The following is a 16556-nucleotide window of genomic DNA, read 5'->3' as shown; positions in this document are numbered from 1 at the left end:
TGTGGGAGCGTGGCTTGCCCGCGATCGAGTGCGAAGCACTCGCCGACCTGACCAACTTCAAAGAGGGTGCATTCAATGTCCCAAGAATTCGATTACATCATCATCGGTGCCGGCTCGGCCGGTAACACCCTGGCGACCCGTCTGACTGAAGACGAAGGCGTCACCGTCCTGCTGCTCGAAGCGGGCGGCCCGGATTACCGTCTCGACTTCCGCACGCAAATGCCGGCCGCCCTGGCGTTCCCGCTGCAAGGTCGTCGCTACAACTGGGCCTACGAAACCGATCCAGAGCCACACATGGACGGTCGCCGGATGGAATGCGGTCGCGGCAAGGGCCTGGGTGGTTCTTCGCTGATCAACGGCATGTGCTACATCCGTGGTAACGCCATGGACTACGACAACTGGTCGAAACTGCCCGGCCTGGAAGACTGGACCTACCTCGACTGCCTGCCGTATTTCCGCAAGGCGGAAACCCGTGACATCGGCCCGAACGACTACCACGGTGGCGACGGTCCGGTCAGCGTGACCACGCCGAAAGCCGGCAACAACCCGCTGTTCCACGCGATGGTTGAAGCAGGCGTGCAGGCCGGTTACCCGCGCACCGAAGACCTCAATGGCTACCAGCAAGAAGGTTTCGGCCCGATGGACCGCACCGTGACGCCGAACGGCCGTCGCGCCAGCACCGCTCGCGGCTACCTGGACGTCGCCAAGAAGCGCTCGACCCTGACCATCGTCACCCATGCCCTGACCGACAAGATCCTGTTCGAAGGCAAGCGTGCGGTCGGCGTGCGTTACCTGATCGGCGCCGCTGAAGAGCGCGTTGAAGTCCGCGCCCGCAAGGAAGTGCTGCTGTGCTCCGGCGCCATCGCTTCGCCGCAGATTCTGCAACGCTCCGGCGTCGGCCCGGCCGAACTGCTGAAGAAACTCGACATCCCGGTGGTCCACGACCTGCCAGGCGTTGGTGAAAACCTGCAGGATCACCTTGAGCTGTACCTGCAATACGCGTGCACCCAACCGGTCTCGCTGTACCCGTCGCTGCTGCTGCACAACCAGCCGGCCATCGGTGCCGAGTGGCTGTTCAACGGCACCGGCATCGGCGCCAGCAACCAGTTCGAAGCCGGCGGTTTCATCCGCACCCGTCCGGAATTCGATTGGCCGAACATTCAGTACCACTTCCTGCCGGTGGCGATTAACTACAACGGCAGCAACGGTGTGAAAGAACACGGTTTCCAGGCGCACATGGGCTCCATGCGTTCGCCAAGCCGTGGTCGCATCCAGGCCAAGTCCAAGGATCCGCGCGAGTACCCGAGCATCCTGTTCAACTACATGGCCACCGAGCAGGACTGGCAGGAATTCCGCGATGGCATCCGCCTGACCCGTGAAATCATGCAACAGCCCGCGTTGGATGCCTTCCGTGGCCGCGAAATCAGCCCGGGCATCGACGTGCAAACCGATGAACAGCTGGACAAGTTCATCCGCGAACACGCCGAAACCGCGTTCCACCCGTCCTGCTCGTGCAAGATGGGCACCGACGAGATGGCCGTAGTCGATGGCGAAGGTCGTGTGCACGGCATGCAAGCCCTGCGCGTGGTCGATGCCTCGATCATGCCGATCATCACCACCGGCAACCTGAACGCGCCAACGATCATGATGGCCGAGAAAATCGCCGACAAGATCCGCGGTCGCAAGCCATTGCCGCGTAGCAAGGCTACCTACTACGTGGCCGGTGATGCACCAGTGCGTGGCAAGCCGTTGCGGGATGTGAGCCTGACCGCGCAGTAACACAGCTACACCGAGTCGCACCCATCGCGGGCAAGCCCGCTCCCACAGGTTTCGGGTTGGATTGCAAATGTGTGATCCACCCAAACCCCCTGTGGGAGCGGGCTTGCCCGCGATGGAGCCCGGCCAGACAACACATCTCGACCTGACACATCCTTGCAATCCCTCCCTACACCGCTGCGCCCTTGATCTACCCCCCGCCCAGGCCTAATCTAGCGCCACGCAAACGTTTCATCCCCTCGCAATACCGATACATCGCAACTCCATACCAAGGAGGTTCCCGAATGTTCGATTTCCACCCCCAGCTCAAGCAGCGCTTTGCTGCCTTGCGCACGGGCGCTGAATTCTTTTCGCTGCGTTATGTGCGCGAGTCCGGCCAGTACCTGTCGGTGCGCAAGAACGTCGCCGAACCGCCGAGCCTGAGCCGCGACGAAGGCGCGATGCTGACCGTTCGGGTCAACGGCGTCGAAGCCTATGCCGCCACCAACGACCTGTCCCAATCCGGCCTGCAAGCTGCGCTGGAGAAAGCCGAGCAACAAGCCCGTCGCCTCAAGCCTCACGCCCTTCTCGACCTGCGCGAGCAAGCCGTTTCCAGCGACCGCGCCGACTATTTCTCGCCCAACTTCGACCAGCCCTTCCCGTCCCTGAGCGACTGCTACCAACTGCTCGGCGCCGAATCTGCCGCCGTGCCCAAGGACGAGCGACTGGTGAACTGGCAGGCAAGCATCGGCATCACCAACGTCGAGCAAATCTACCTCAACAGCGCCGGTGCCGAGCTGCGTCAGGCCCAGCGCTTCGTCTACCCGAGCCTGGACGTCACCGCGTATGACGGCAACGACAGCCAGACCCGCACACTGGGCCGCGAGAATTTCGGCCAGCAGGGCGGCTTTGATGTGATCAGCCGTTGCGGCCTGATCGGTGCCGGCCCGAAGGTCGCCGATCAGGCGCTGCAATTGCTGCTGGCGCCGAACACCCCGCAAGGCCCACGCGACTTGCTGCTGATGCCCGACCAGATGATGCTGCAGATCCACGAGTCCATCGGCCACCCGCTGGAACTGGACCGCATCCTCGGCGATGAGCGCAATTACGCCGGCACCAGTTTCGTCAAGGCAGAAGACTTCGGCAGCCTGCAATACGGCTCCGAACTGCTCAACGTCACGTTCGACCCGGACATCCCCGAGCAACTCGCCAGCTACGGCCATGACGACGACGGCAGCGCTGCCAGCAAGCAATTCCTGATTAAAGAAGGTTTGTTGCTGCGTCCGCTCGGTGGTGCGCTGTCGCAATTCCGTGCTGGCATGGATGGCGTTGCCAACAGCCGCGCCTGCGGCTGGAACCGTCCACCAATCGACCGCATGGCCAACCTCAACATCGAGCCCGGCGATCAGCCGCTAGAGCAGCTGATCGGCAATATCGAGCACGGCATCTTGATGAGCACCAACCGTTCGTGGTCCATCGATGACGCGCGCAACAAATTCCAGTTCGGTTGCGAATGGGGCCAGTTGATCGAAAACGGAGAACTCAAAGGTGTGGTGAAAAACCCGAACTACCGGGCGATTTCCGCACAATTCTGGAAAAGCCTCAGCGCTGTCGGCGATGCCAACACCGTCAAAGTGCTAGGCACGCCGAACTGCGGCAAGGGCGAACCGAACCAGGTGATCCGCGTCGGTCACGCGTCGCCGGCCTGTGTGTTCAGCAATGTGGATGTGTTTGGGGGAGATGCCTGATGAGTACTGCCACGAGCACTTCAAATAGCCAGGCCGAGTCGTTCAAGGCCCTGGTCAACTGGTTGCGCGATGCGCTGCGCACACCGGAGCAATTCACCCTCAGCTACGCCGCCGAGTCGTCGGCTTTCGTGCGTTTCAACCACGCCAAGGTCCGTCAGGCCGGGCAGGTGCAGCAAGCGAGTGTCGGGTTCAAATTGATTAACGAGGGTCGTCATGCCGATCTGAATATCACCCTGTCGGGCGACTACGAAGTTGATCTTCAGCGCCTGGCCGAAGGTCTGCAGCAGTTGCGCGAAACCTTGCCACTATTGCCTCAGGATCCGTACCTGCTGCTTAACCAGAACGACTGGCAGAGCAACAACGTGCAGGAGCATCCGCTGCCGGACACCGAGCAAGTGGTCGCTGAAATCACCCAGGCTGCCGAGGGCCTGGACCTGGTCGGTTTCTATGCCGCCGGGCCGATCAGTCGCGGTTTCGCCAGTTCCTCGGGCGCGTTCGGCTGGCATCAGGCCAACAGCTTCAACTTCGATTTCAGCCTGTTCCATGAAAACGGTCAGGCGGTGAAAGCCAGCTATGCCGGGCACGACTGGAGCAGCGAAGGCTTTGCCAGGCGCTTCCAGCAGGCCCGCGAGCAATTGGCGTTTCTGGGGCGGCCATTGCGCACGCTGCCGCCCGGCGAATACCGCGCCTATCTGGCGCCGGCAGCGCTGGAAGAAATCATGGGCATGCTGAGCTGGGGCGGGTTTTCGGCCCAGGCGATTGCCAGCAAACAGAGCCCGTTGCAGAAGTTCTACGCCAGCGAAGCCTGCTTCAGCCCCAACGTATGGTTGAGTGAGCAGGTCAGCGGTTCCTTGAGCCCGGCGTTTTCCGACGAAGGTTATCCCCGCGATGATCTGGGGTTGATCGCCAAAGGCATGGCCAATGCCCGACTGATCAATTCCCGCAGCGCCGCCGAATACGGCCTCGCTGCCAACGGCGCCAGCAGCCATGAGTACCCGACGGCGCTGGTCATGCAAGGCGGCGATCTGGAGCAGAAGGACATCCTCAAGCGCCTCGGCACCGGGCTCTACATCAGCAACCTGTGGTACCTGAACTACTCGGACCAACCGGCGGCGCGCCTGACCGGCATGACCCGGTTTGCGACTTTCTGGGTCGAGAACGGCGAGATTCAGGCGCCGGTGAGCACCATGCGGTTTGATGACAGCGTCTACAGCCTGCTCGGTTCGCAGCTCGAAGCGTTGACCGAGGAGCGTGAATTGCTGCTTTCGGCCAGCACCTACAGTCAGCGGGCGACTGCTTCGGCACTGTTGCCGGGCGCGCTCGTCAGCCGATTTACGTTGACGCTGTAACACAGATCGTTCCCACGCTCTGCGTGGGAACGCCGCCCGGGACGCTCCGCGTCCCATTGCAGGCGTGACGCAGAGCGTCACAGGATGCATTCCCACGCGGAGCGTGGGAACGATCATCTCCGCCCACAAGAGGTCCCATGCCCAACCGTCCACCTCTCGACGCCGTCACCGCCCGCTGGGTACCGTGGGTTGTGGCCATTGCTTTCTTCATGCAGTCCCTCGACGGGACGATCCTCAACACCGCCCTCCCCGCCATGGCCCGGGACCTGGCAGAAGACCCGCTGCGCATGCAGGGCGTCATCATCGCCTACATGCTCACCGTCGCCTTACTGATCCCCGCCTCCGGCTGGATCGCCGATCGTTTCGGCACAAAAAAAATCTTCTTCGGCGCGATCCTCCTGTTCAGCTTCGGCTCATTGCTTTGCGCCTTGTCCAGCACCCTGAGCATGCTCATCGGCGCCCGGGTGATCCAGGGCCTCGGTGGCGCGTTGATGTTGCCGGTCGGGCGTTTGGTGGTGCTGCGTGCCTATCCACGCTCGGAGCTGGTGCGGATCATGGGGTTCATCACCATTCCCGGCCTGCTCGGCCCGCTGATCGGTCCGACCATGGGCGGCTGGATGGTGCAATACCTGACCTGGCACTGGATCTTCCTGATCAACCTGCCGGTGGGTGTCCTCGGTTGCTACGCGGTGTGGAAATTCATCCCTGACCTGCGCGGCAGCGAACGCACGCGCTTTGATAGCCTGGGCTTTTTGCTGTTTGGCGCAGCCATGGTGCTGATCACCATCGCCATGGAAGGCCTCGGCGAACTGCACCTGCCGCACTTGCGGGTGATGTTGCTGCTGTTTGGCGGCATGGCCTGTCTGGCGGCGTATTGGCTGCGGGCCGGGCATATCGACAATCCGCTGTTTGCGCCATCGCTGTTCAAGACCCGGACCTTCGCCGTGGGCATTCTCGGCAACTTGTTCGCTCGCCTCGGCAGCGGCGCATTGCCCTTTCTGGTGCCGTTGCTGCTGCAAGTGGCGCTGGGTTATTCGCCGTCACAGGCCGGGATGAGCATGCTGCCCCTGGCCGCGGCCGCGATGGTCGCCAAGTCGGTGGCGCGGCCGCTGATCGAACGCTTCGGCTACCGCACCGTGCTGACCGGCAACACACTGGCGCTGGGAATCATGCTGGCCAGCATGGGCCTGGTCAGCGAGCAGACGCCGTATTGGCTGCTGCTGGCTCAGTTGGCGGTTCTGGGGGCAATCAACTCCTTGCAGTTCACCGCGATGAACACCGTCACCCTGATCGACCTCGACGACGCCAGCGCCAGCAGCGGCAACAGTTTGCTGTCGGTGGTCGCGCAATTGTCCCTGAGCCTCGGTGTAGCCTGCGCCGGCGCCCTGCTCGGCGGCTTCACGGCAGAGATCGGCAATGACGGCGTGGACACGGTTCTGGGCGCGTTCCAGCTGACGTTTGTGACGGTCGGAATCATGGCGATGCTGGCTGCAACGATCTTCTCGCAGCTTTCACCCAAGGATGGCCGACGGATGGTCAGCCGCGAGCACGATATCGAGCACTGACCTGTAGCAGCTGCCGAGGCACGAGGCTGCGTTGCGTGTCCGCAGGACCGCCCTCGGGGGCCGCTTCGCAGCCCGACGCAGCCTCGTGCCTCGGCAGCTGCTACACGCTATTCGTCCATAATTTGCAGGTGGAGAGCATGAGACTGATACACTGCGCGACATTTTGTTTTGCAGGCCAGTCCCGTGACCACCATCGCCACCGCTTTTAATACTTTGCCGCTGTCCGCCGCCATGCTGGCTAACCTCGACTCCCTCGGTTATGCCCAGATGACGCCGATCCAGGCGCAAAGCTTGCCGGTGATCCTCAAGGGGATGGACCTGATCGCCCAGGCCAAGACCGGCAGCGGCAAAACCGCCGCCTTCGGTATCGGCCTGTTGAACCCGATCAATCCGCGCTTCTTCGGTTGCCAGGCGCTGGTCATTTGCCCGACTCGCGAGCTGGCTGACCAGGTCGCCAAGGAAATCCGTCGTCTGGCCCGTGCCGAAGACAACATCAAGGTCCTGACCCTGTGTGGCGGAGTGTCTTTCGGCCCGCAGATCGGCTCCCTGGAGCACGGCGCGCACATCATCGTCGGCACCCCGGGGCGTATCCAGCAGCACCTGCGCAAGGGTTCGCTGGTGCTCCATGGCCTGAACACGCTGATCCTCGACGAAGCCGACCGCATGCTCGACATGGGTTTCTACGATTCCATCGAAGAAATCATCGCCCAGACCCCGGAGCGCCGCCAGACCCTGCTGTTCTCCGCCACGTATCCGGTGGGCATCAAGCAACTGGCGTCGAAATTCATGCGCACCCCTCAGATCGTGAAGGCCGAGGCGTTCCACGACGATACGCAGATCGAGCAGCGCTTCTACGAGATCTCTCCGGAAGAGCGCATGGACGCGGTGGTCAAAGTCCTCGCGCATTTCCGTCCGGCGTCCTGCGTGGCCTTCTGCTTCACCAAGCAGCAGGTTCAGGAAACCGTTGATCACCTGACCTCCAAAGGCATCTCCGCCGTCGGTCTGCAGGGTGATCTGGAACAGCGTGACCGCGATCAGGTATTGGCCATGTTCGCCAACCGCAGTACTTCGGTACTGGTCGCCACCGATGTTGCCGCGCGCGGTCTGGACATCGATATGCTGGACATGGTGATCAACGTCGAACTGGCCCGTGATTCGGAAATCCACATCCACCGTGTCGGCCGTACTGGCCGCGCCGGGGAGAAAGGCATTGCGATCAGCCTGGTCGCACCGTCCGAAGCCCACCGCGCCCAAGCCATCGAGCAGTTGCAGAAATCGCCGTTGAGCTGGGATCAGCTGAGCAACCTCAAATCCCAGGGCGGCGCGCCGCTGTTGCCTGTGATGAGCACGCTGTGCATTGGTGCGGGCCGTAAAGACAAGGTACGTCCGGGCGACATTCTCGGCGCACTGACCGGCGATGCCGGCATCCCGGGTGCCCAGGTCGGCAAGATTGCGATTTTCGACTTCCAGGCCTATGTGGCCGTGGAACGCGGGATCGCCAAGCAAGCCTTGCAGCGCCTGAACGACGGTAAAATCAAAGGCCGCTCGCTGCGCGTGCGCATCCTCTAACCTGATCGTTCCCACGCTCTGCGTGGGAATGCATCCCGTGACGCTCCGCGTCACATAACGGCGGACGCAGAGCGTCCATGGCGGCATTCCCACGCAGAGCGTGGGAACGATCATTGTGTGAGGACACCGTTTTGCGCTCTACCGAAGTCGTGATCATTGGCGCTGGCGCCGCAGGGTTGATGTGTGCGCTGACCGCCGCCGGGCGCGGGCGCAAGGTGATGTTGCTTGACCATGCGAACAAGGCCGGCAAGAAAATCCTGATGTCAGGCGGTGGCCGCTGCAATTTCACCAACATGTACACCGAACCGGGCAATTTTCTCTCGCAGAACGAGCACTTCTGCAAATCCGCGCTGGCGCGCTACACCCAGTGGGATTTCATCGGCCTGGTGGCCAAACACGGCGTGCCGTACCACGAGAAGAAACTCGGCCAGTTGTTCTGCGATAACAAATCCAGCGACATCCTCGAAATGCTGCTCGAGGAATGCGATCAGGTCGGCGTCAGCCTGCACCTGGACACCTCGATTCAGACCATCGAAAAGCTTGAAAGCGGTTATCTGCTGGATACCACGCTGGGCCAGATCACCTGCGAATCCCTGGTGATCGCCACCGGCGGCTTGTCGATTCCGACCCTCGGTGCCACCGGTTTCGGTTATCAAGTGGCCAAACAGTTCGGTCATGACTTGCTGCCGACCCGCGCCGGCCTCGTGCCGTTCACCATCACCGATCAGCTCAAGGAGCTTTGCACCGAGCTGTCCGGTACGTCGGTGGATTGCCTGGTGAGCTGCAACGACCAGAGTTTCCGCGAGAACATCCTGTTCACTCACCGCGGCCTCAGCGGGCCGGCGATCTTGCAGATTTCGTCGTTCTGGGAATCCGGCGACACGGTGGAAATCAATCTGATGCCGGATCACGACGTGCCGACCTGGCTGCAACAGCAGCAGGCCGAACGTCCCAACAGCGAGTTGAAAACCCTGCTCGGTGAAATCTTCACCAAGAAGATGGCCAATCTGCTGGCGGACAACTGGTTCGCCTCCAAACCGATGAAGCAGTACACCCACGCCGAACTGGCAGGCATCGCCGAAAAACTGGCGAACTGGAAAGTCGTGCCGGCCGGCACTGAAGGCTACCGCACTGCCGAAGTGACCCTGGGCGGCGTCGACACTCGCGAAGTATCGTCCAAGACCATGGAATCGCTGAAAAGCCCAGGGCTGTATTTCATCGGTGAAGTGCTCGACGTTACCGGGCACTTGGGTGGTTTCAACTTTCAGTGGGCCTGGGCTTCCGGATACGCCGCTGCGCAATTCGTCTGACAAACACAAATTAAATGTGGGAGCGGGCTTGCTCGCGAAAGCGGTCTGACAGTCAACATCGATGTTGAATGTACTGGCCTCTTCGCGAGCAAGCCCGCTCCCACATTGAATCTACGGTGACTGGTCGGGAACAGATTTTGCTGTCAGATGTGATCGGCGCCATTGCGTCGACGTCATTAGTGGCTCAATTTAGCGTCATTGCCTCGGAAGGCCTTCGCACTTCATGTCATCGACCACATTTCGGCAGTCTCTGCGTCGCCTCTGGGCGCTGGATAAATTCAGCTACAGCGTGCGGGTATTCATCGCCCTGACCGGCACCATGGCGCTGTGTTGGTATCAGGATGAAATGGGGCTGCTGATCCCGTTGTTCCTGGGGATCATCGCCAGCGCCCTGGCTGAAACCGACGACAGTTGGCAGGGTCGCCTCAACGCGCTCGCAGTGACGCTGGTGTGTTTCATGGTCGCGGCCCTGTCCGTCGAACTGCTCTTCCCCTACCCCGTCCTTTTTATCATCGCCTTCGCCCTGGCCAGCTTCTGCCTGACCATGCTCGGCGCGCTGGGCGAACGGTATGGCGCGATTGCTTCGGCGACGCTGATTCTGTCGGTCTACACCATGATCGGCGTGGACCAACGAGGCGGCGCGGTCACTGATTTCTGGCACGAGCCGGTGCTGCTGGTGGCAGGTGCGGCCTGGTACGGCTTGCTCTCGGTGCTGTGGCAGGCGCTGTTTTCCAACCAGCCGGTGCAGCAAAGCCTGGCGCGGTTGTTCCGCGAACTGGGTTATTACCTGAAGCTGAAATCGTCGCTATTCGAACCGATCCGGCAGATGGACGTGCAAGCGCAGCGCCTGGAACTGGCCCAGCAGAATGGTCGGGTGGTGGCAGCCCTGAACGCCGCCAAGGAAATCATTCTGCATCGGGTCGGAGACGGTCGGCCGGGGGTGAAAGTCAGCCGTTATCTGAAGCTGTACTTCCTCGCCCAGGACATCCACGAGCGCGCCAGTTCCTCGCACTACCCCTATAACGCGCTGGCCGAAGCGTTCTTCCACAGCGACGTGCTGTTTCGCTGTCAGCGCTTGCTGCGCCAGCAAGGCAAGGCTTGCCGCGCACTGGCCGAATCGATCCAGATGCGCCAGCCGTTCACCTATGACGCAAGCTTCGCCGAGGCCCTGAACGACCTGCATGCCTCCCTCGAACACCTGCGTATCCAGAGCAATCCGGCCTGGCGCGGCCTGTTGCGTTCGTTGCGAGCGCTGGCCGCCAACCTCGGCACCCTCGACCGTTTGCTCAGCGACGCCAGCAACCCCGATGCGCTCGCAGACGCCACCGACAGCAGCTTGCTCGACCGTTCGCCACGCAGCCTCAAGGATGTCTGGGTACGTTTGCGCACACAGCTGACGCCGACCTCATTGCTGTTCCGCCATGCCCTGCGCCTGCCCCTGGCATTGAGCATCGGCTACGGCATGGTGCATTTGATCCACCCGTCGCAAGGTTACTGGATCATCCTCACCACGCTGTTTGTCTGTCAGCCAAACTACGGCGCCACCCGGCGCAAACTCGGGCAGCGGATCATCGGCACCGCCATCGGTCTGACCGTGGCTTGGGCGTTGTTCGATCTGTTTCCGAATCCGTTGGTGCAATCGTGCTTCGCCATCCTTGCCGGGGTGGTGTTCTTCACCAATCGCACCACCCGCTACACCCTGGCGACTGCCGCGATCACGCTCATGGTGTTGTTCTGCTTCAACCAGGTGGGCGATGGTTATGGGCTGCTTCTGCCGCGACTGTTCGATACTTTGCTCGGCAGTCTGATCGCCGGGCTGGCGGTATTCCTGTTCCTGCCGGACTGGCAGGGTCGACGCCTGAACAAAGTGCTGGCCAACACCCTCACCTGCAACAGCATTTACCTGCGCCAGATCATGCAGCAATACGCCGCCGGCAAAAGCGACGACCTGGCTTATCGCCTGGCCCGGCGTAACGCGCACAACGCCGATGCGGCGTTGTCGACAACGCTGGCCAACATGCTGATGGAGCCGGGGCACTTTCGTAAGGAAGCGGACGTCGGGTTTCGTTTCCTGGTGCTGTCGCACACCTTGCTCAGCTATTTGTCGGGGCTGGGGGCACACCGCGAAACCCAACTGCCAACGGAGGTGCGCGAGCATTTGATCGACGGCGCCGGCGTGAGCCTGGCTGCCAGCCTCGACGAAATCGCCCAAGGCCTGGCGAGCAAACAGCCAATTGCGATTCAGAGTGATGAGGAAGAAGCGCTGGCCAATGGGCTGGAACAAATGCCGGATGAGATCGACGAAGGGCAGCGGTTGGTGCAGACGCAACTGGCGTTGATTTGCCGGCAGCTGGGGCCGTTGCGGACGTTGGCGGCGCATTTGATCAAGGATACGAGCGAGGCTTGAGACTTTTAGTGACAGGGCCGGCCTCTTCGCGAGCAAGCCCGCTCCCACATTAGATCTGTGGTGTTCACAAAATAAATGTTCACCGCAGATCTAATGTGGGAGCGGGCTTGCTCGCGAAGGCGTCATCGGCCACACCACAATACCCGGCACTTACATCCCATGCTGCTTGAGCAATTTCTCATAACTCCCATCAGCCTTCATCGCCGCAATCTCACGGTCGAAACCGGCAACGATCTGTTCATGCTGCGGGTTCTTCAGGCTCACCAGAATATGCAGGCTGTTCTCGCTCAACGGCTTGGGCAAAAACTCCACGGCATTGCGCACTTTGGATGACTCCCGAGAAAGGTAATACCGAGCGACAAACTCGTCTTCCAGCGTCAGCTTGACCCGGTCGGCCGCGACCATGCGCACGGCCATGGCGAAGCTATGCACGGGTACTTTCTGCAGCGACACATCGTCGTCGAATGCTTGCGAATAGGCATAACCGCGTACGACCGCTATCGGGAAAGTGTGCAGTTGTTGCAGGTTGTTGAATTCGATCGGCGTGTCTTTGCGCTTGAGAAAGCGCACGCGATTGAGCAGGTACTCGCCGGAAAACTGCCCCAGCTTCGTGCGCTCGTCGGTGTACCAGGCGTTGACCAGCACGTCGTAACGCCCCTCGCCCACCCCAAACAAGGCTCGTGCCCATGGCACCTGTTCGAAATTACTGGCATAACCGGCCCGGGCCAGAGCAGTACTGACAATGTCCGTGGCCAGTCCGCCATTGACCAGCGTGGCGTCGGTAAAGGGTGGCCAGGCATCGGCTACCAGACGCAGCTTTTCCGCTGCCGCACTCTGTGTCAGCAACAGCAATCCAATCAAAGCAAACGCTCGATGCAATCGCGGCATGCCAGAAAATCCTTAGCGGGCGGGCTGCCCGACGTGTTTTTCAGCCAAAACTCCAAGGCTCCTTTAGCGGCGAAACCCAGGTCCTAACATTAGCTTATCGACGACATTGCACAGCGCTGCATCGCAGATTACACAAAGAAGACAACCTCGCGAGAAATGAATGATGGCATTTTGGCCTTTGTCACAGATTTCTCTGCCATCAAGACATCCTGCGTCAGGACGCTTAGTATCGGAGCAACGTTGTTCAAGGAATTTGAAGATGACAATCGATTGGGTCTGCAAGCACCACAGCGATCTGGGTAAAGAGCAGCTGTATGCCCTTTTGCAGCTGCGCGCCGAAGTGTTCGTCGTCGAACAGAAATGCGTCTATCAGGACATCGATGGTCAGGACCTGGAAGGTGACACCTGCCATTTGATGGGCTGGGACGGGGATCGTCTGGTGGCTTATCTGCGCTTGCTCGACCCGGAGCTACAGGGCGGTGACGTGGTGATTGGCCGGGTGATCATTGCTCCCGCTGCACGCGGCACCGGGCTTGGGCATGAATTAATGAGCCAGGCATTGAAACAGGCCACCAAACGCTGGCCCGAAGTGCCGGTCTACCTCTCGGCCCAGGCGCATTTGCAGGGGTATTACGGGCGGTACGGGTTTGTGGTGGTGGGAGAGGAATACCTGGAGGATGACATTCCGCATATCGGGATGCGTCGCTCATAAGGGCCCCATCGCGGGCAAGCCCGCTCCCACAGTGATCGCGAGTGGATCACACATTTGCAATCCACCCCGGACCCTGTGGGAGCGGGCTTGCCCGCGATGGCGTCAGCACCGACGCCGCAATACTCAGGGATACTCAAGTACCGCTTTAATCTGCCGCAGATTACGCTCGATCCACCCCCGATCAATCGCCCCCCACTCGCGAATCCGATAGCGTCCCGCATGGTTGCGCGCGCCTTCTTCCTGCTCGAATTCACAAACGATATCCAGATCCGCCAATGCAGCGATGGTGTCCTGGGCCGTGCGCCGAGGCATGCCAGTGACTTCAGTCAACGCCGGGACGCTGCTGGCCAACCCGCTGTCAATCAGGTACGCCACGTACAACCGGCGGTAGAAGCTGCTTTTGGTCTTGCTCACGTCCATCCATGCGCTCCTTATTAGAAGATCAAAAGATCGCAGCCTTCGGCAGCGCCCACAGGCGCGTAGGCGCCGCCGAAGGCTGCGATCTTTTGATCTTGAGCTTCTATTGCATATCCCGCCAAGTCAGGTACACCCGTACATCGAACTCCACCTGGTGATACCCCGGCAACATGTGTTCGCACAGCTTGTAGAACGCCTTGTTGTGATCCGACTCTTTGAAGTGCGCCAACTCATGCACCACGATCATTTTCAGAAACTCGGAGGGCGCGTCCTTGAACAGCGAGGCGATGCGAATTTCTTTCTTGGCCTTGAGCTTGCCGCCCTGGACCCGGGAGATCGCGGTGTGCAAACCGAGCGCACGGTGGGTCAGGTCCAGACGGTTGTCGAACAACACCTTGTCGATCGCCGGGGCGTTACGCAGGTATTCCTGCTTGAGGTCCAAAGCATAGGTGTACAGCGCCTTGTCGCTCTGTACCCCGTGCTTTTGCGGATATCGCTGGCTCAGGTAGTCGCCCAGCCGACCTTCGGCGATCAGCTGTCGCACCTGGTCCTGCAACGTAGCGGGATAGGCCTGGAGGTATTTCAACGCGGTCATTGGGGCGGCAACACGAGTCACGAAAAGATCGTCAGTGTAACGAATTCAACTCGTCAGCGCGCTCCAGTCGAACGGCTCGACAAAGTGACGGGTGTCCTCGGCCATCAACGGCCGCGCGACCAGAAACCCCTGCACATACTGGCAACCGTTGGCTTGCAGCCATTCATATTGCGCCACTGTCTCCACCCCTTCAGCGATGACTAACAGACCAAACTGTTTGCACAAATCGATGACACTGCGTGCCAGCGCCGCATCCCGTTCAGACCCCGGCAACCGGGCGATCAAATGCCGGTCGAGTTTGAGCGTGTCCAGTTCCAGGTCGCGCAAGTGCGCCAGCGAACAAGCCCCGGAGCCAAAATCATCCAGCGCCACCCGCACTCCCAAATTGCGCAGCAAACGCAGCTGCTTGCGGGTTTCGTCGGGATTAAGCATCAAGGCCTCTTCCGTGACCTCGACCTCTAGCTGCCGCGGTTTCAAACCATGGCGGTCCAGCACCTGGCGCAGCTCGGTGACCAGGTTGGGCAATCCGAATTGCGTGCTGCTCAAACTGACGCCCAGCACCAGATCTTCGGCAAACAAGGTTTCCCAGGCTTTTCGCTGTTTGGCCCCACGATGGTAAATCCAGCTGCCCAGGCGACTGATCAACCGCGCCTCTTCCAGCAACGGCAAAAACAGCCCCGGCGGCACATCGCCGACACTCGGATGCTGCCAGCGCAGCAACGCCTCGAACCCGCGAATCTGCCCATCGGCAATGGCCACCTGAGGCTGATACACCAGGTTGAAATCACGGTTCTCGATGGCCGTGCGCACGCTCTCTTCGAGCATCAACCGCGAGCGCGCCCGGCCATTCATTTCGTGATCGTAGAAGCGATATTGCTGACGCCCGGCACGCTTGGCTTCGTACATGGCGATGTCGGACGCGCGCATCAACCCGTCGAGATTAGCCCCACAATCGGGATAAGTGGCGATGCCGATACTGGCGCCCAAGGCGATGTCCATGCCTTCGATCTGCTGACAGATCGACACCCGCTCGATGAGCTTCTCGGCAATCTTCGCCGCGTGCTCGGGGAGCTCAAGATCCAGCAGCGCGGTGAACTCATCACCACCCATCCGCGCCAGAATATCGAAGGGCCGCAGACACGCCTTCAACTGCTCGGACACCCATCGCAGCACCCGGTCGCCAGCATCGTGGCCGAGGGAATCATTGACCCGCTTGAAGCCGTCGAGGTCCAGGTACAACAGCACCCATGTGCTGTCGGAGCGTTCGCCGCGCAGCAGCAGGTTTTCGACGGTCTGGTAGAAACCCCGGCGATTGAGCAGGCCGGTCAGCGGATCGGTCACCGCCTGGAACTCCAGCTGCTGATGCAGATGGTGCACCACCGACATGTCCAGCACCGTCACCACCATGGCATGTTGTTCGGTGGGCAACGGCGCGCAGGACAATGCCACCGGCACTTGCTGACCGGGCGCGGTACGCAGCAACGCATCGTGCAGGCGCAGGGTTTCACCGCGTTTGTAGCCGGCAAACAATTCGGAGTCGGCCCAGATCGGGATGTGCGGTTTTTGCAGGAAATCCAGAAACTCCTTGCCTTGAAGCTCATGCACCGTGGCATTGAGCAAGCGGGACATCGCGGGATTGGCAAAGCGAATCAGCCCGTCCTCGCCCACCACCAGAATGCCTTCGGCGGCGTTATCCAGCACCGAGGCATTGAAGGCACGAGCGGCTTCCAGGTCATGGCTCAACTGCTGCAAGGCACGGCGATTACGCTGATGCTCGAGCAGAGCCTGGACTTTGGGTTTGAGAATTTGCGGGTCGAACGGTTTGAACAGGTAATCCACTGCGCCACTGGCGTAGCCCCTGATCACGGCGTCCTGGGATTGTTCGTTGGCGGTAAGGAAAATGATCGGCGTGAGGCGGGTTCGCTGACTGCCACGCATCAGGCGCGCCACTTCGAAACCGTCCATACCCGGCATCTGCACGTCCAGCAGTACCAGATCGACATCGTGTTCGAGTAACAGACTGAGCGCTTCAAACCCGGAAGCCGCGGTGATGACCTGCCAGTCCTGGCGCTGTAACAACGCGCGCATGCTGATCAGGTTTTCGGGGTAATCATCAACAATTAAAAGGATTGAGCTGCCTTCAGCTGGCATAGGTTGTGCGCATTCCATGCTGCATCTCTTGTTCGGGACCTCAGGCCGGTCTCTTGTGAAAACCGGACACATAATGCGACTTCACTCTAG

The 16556-nt window shown here is 60.7% G+C and carries 12 protein-coding genes; 8 read left to right on the top strand and 4 right to left on the bottom strand.

Going from position 1 to position 16556, the window contains the following annotated elements:
- Positions 1-75 precede the first annotated feature (75 nt).
- The 7 genes from betA to yccS all read left to right on the top strand — a co-directional run bounded on the left by betA (position 76) and on the right by yccS (position 11703).
- Positions 76-1779 (top strand): choline dehydrogenase, encoded by a 1704-nt coding sequence (betA, locus tag AC1RQB_RS17045; protein WP_063342298.1) that lies wholly within the window; start codon positions 76-78, stop codon positions 1777-1779.
- A 281-nt stretch (positions 1780-2060) separates the two neighbouring features.
- On the top strand, positions 2061-3503 hold the full coding sequence (locus AC1RQB_RS17040; protein WP_063342297.1) for a TldD/PmbA family protein: 1443 nt from the start codon (positions 2061-2063) through the stop codon (positions 3501-3503).
- Entirely contained in the window at positions 3503-4852 is a 1350-nt protein-coding gene (locus AC1RQB_RS17035; RefSeq protein ID WP_063342296.1) for a TldD/PmbA family protein, read from the top strand. The genes AC1RQB_RS17040 and AC1RQB_RS17035 overlap by 1 nt, the downstream gene beginning before the upstream one ends.
- A gap of 137 nt (positions 4853-4989) precedes the next feature.
- Positions 4990-6417, top strand: coding sequence for a multidrug transporter subunit MdtD (mdtD, locus tag AC1RQB_RS17030; RefSeq protein ID WP_063342295.1), 1428 nt, complete (start codon positions 4990-4992; stop codon positions 6415-6417).
- Between the two features lie 231 nt (positions 6418-6648).
- Positions 6649-7986: an ATP-dependent RNA helicase DbpA gene (gene dbpA / locus AC1RQB_RS17025; protein WP_238542572.1), complete on the top strand. Its 1338-nt coding sequence runs from the start codon at positions 6649-6651 to the stop codon at positions 7984-7986.
- Between the two features lie 131 nt (positions 7987-8117).
- Positions 8118-9296: a BaiN/RdsA family NAD(P)/FAD-dependent oxidoreductase gene (locus AC1RQB_RS17020; protein WP_063342294.1), complete on the top strand. Its 1179-nt coding sequence runs from the start codon at positions 8118-8120 to the stop codon at positions 9294-9296.
- A gap of 223 nt (positions 9297-9519) precedes the next feature.
- Complete coding sequence (gene yccS / locus AC1RQB_RS17015) at positions 9520-11703, top strand: YccS family putative transporter (RefSeq protein ID WP_063342293.1); 2184 nt, start codon at positions 9520-9522, stop codon at positions 11701-11703.
- Positions 11704-11853: 150 nt separating this feature from the next.
- Here the strand turns inward: yccS and AC1RQB_RS17010 are convergent, their stop codons facing one another.
- On the bottom strand, positions 11854-12591 hold the full coding sequence (locus AC1RQB_RS17010) for a substrate-binding periplasmic protein (protein ID WP_007894952.1): 738 nt from the start codon (positions 12589-12591) through the stop codon (positions 11854-11856).
- 259 nt (positions 12592-12850) lie between these two features.
- Here AC1RQB_RS17010 and AC1RQB_RS17005 point away from each other — a divergent pair, with 259 nt between their 5' ends.
- Complete coding sequence (locus AC1RQB_RS17005) at positions 12851-13303, top strand: GNAT family N-acetyltransferase (RefSeq protein ID WP_063342292.1); 453 nt, start codon at positions 12851-12853, stop codon at positions 13301-13303.
- A gap of 123 nt (positions 13304-13426) precedes the next feature.
- On the opposite strand, the gene AC1RQB_RS17000 is transcribed toward AC1RQB_RS17005, so the two are convergent.
- The 3 genes from AC1RQB_RS17000 to AC1RQB_RS16990 all read right to left on the bottom strand — a co-directional run bounded on the left by AC1RQB_RS17000 (position 13427) and on the right by AC1RQB_RS16990 (position 16484).
- The gene (locus tag AC1RQB_RS17000; protein ID WP_007894945.1) at positions 13427-13723 is read right to left on the bottom strand and encodes a winged helix-turn-helix domain-containing protein; all 297 of its coding nucleotides are present in this window, start codon (positions 13721-13723) and stop codon (positions 13427-13429) included.
- 100 nt (positions 13724-13823) lie between these two features.
- Positions 13824-14315, bottom strand: coding sequence for a M48 metallopeptidase family protein (locus AC1RQB_RS16995; protein ID WP_063342291.1), 492 nt, complete (start codon positions 14313-14315; stop codon positions 13824-13826).
- Between the two features lie 45 nt (positions 14316-14360).
- Complete coding sequence (locus tag AC1RQB_RS16990) at positions 14361-16484, bottom strand: putative bifunctional diguanylate cyclase/phosphodiesterase (protein WP_063342290.1); 2124 nt, start codon at positions 16482-16484, stop codon at positions 14361-14363.
- Positions 16485-16556: the final 72 nt, after the last annotated feature.

The organism is Pseudomonas sp. GW822-FHT02E03 (assembly GCF_058802325.1).
This window is presented reverse-complemented; position numbering and strand designations above follow the sequence as displayed.

What these genes read in the sequence shown, in the direction of transcription:
- betA (WP_063342298.1), top strand. Translation starts at nt 76, where the DNA reads ATGTCCCAAGAATTCGATTACATCATCATCGGTGCCGGCTCGGCCGGT.
- AC1RQB_RS17040 (WP_063342297.1), top strand. Translation starts at nt 2,061, where the DNA reads ATGTTCGATTTCCACCCCCAGCTCAAGCAGCGCTTTGCTGCCTTGCGC.
- AC1RQB_RS17035 (WP_063342296.1), top strand. Translation starts at nt 3,503, where the DNA reads ATGAGTACTGCCACGAGCACTTCAAATAGCCAGGCCGAGTCGTTCAAG.
- mdtD (WP_063342295.1), top strand. Translation starts at nt 4,990, where the DNA reads ATGCCCAACCGTCCACCTCTCGACGCCGTCACCGCCCGCTGGGTACCG.
- dbpA (WP_238542572.1), top strand. Translation starts at nt 6,649, where the DNA reads ATGCTGGCTAACCTCGACTCCCTCGGTTATGCCCAGATGACGCCGATC.
- yccS (WP_063342293.1), top strand. Translation starts at nt 9,520, where the DNA reads ATGTCATCGACCACATTTCGGCAGTCTCTGCGTCGCCTCTGGGCGCTG.
- AC1RQB_RS17010 (WP_007894952.1), bottom strand. Translation starts at nt 12,591, where the DNA reads ATGCCGCGATTGCATCGAGCGTTTGCTTTGATTGGATTGCTGTTGCTG.
- AC1RQB_RS17005 (WP_063342292.1), top strand. Translation starts at nt 12,851, where the DNA reads ATGACAATCGATTGGGTCTGCAAGCACCACAGCGATCTGGGTAAAGAG.
- AC1RQB_RS17000 (WP_007894945.1), bottom strand. Translation starts at nt 13,723, where the DNA reads ATGGACGTGAGCAAGACCAAAAGCAGCTTCTACCGCCGGTTGTACGTG.
- AC1RQB_RS16995 (WP_063342291.1), bottom strand. Translation starts at nt 14,315, where the DNA reads ATGACCGCGTTGAAATACCTCCAGGCCTATCCCGCTACGTTGCAGGAC.
- AC1RQB_RS16990 (WP_063342290.1), bottom strand. Translation starts at nt 16,484, where the DNA reads ATGGAATGCGCACAACCTATGCCAGCTGAAGGCAGCTCAATCCTTTTA.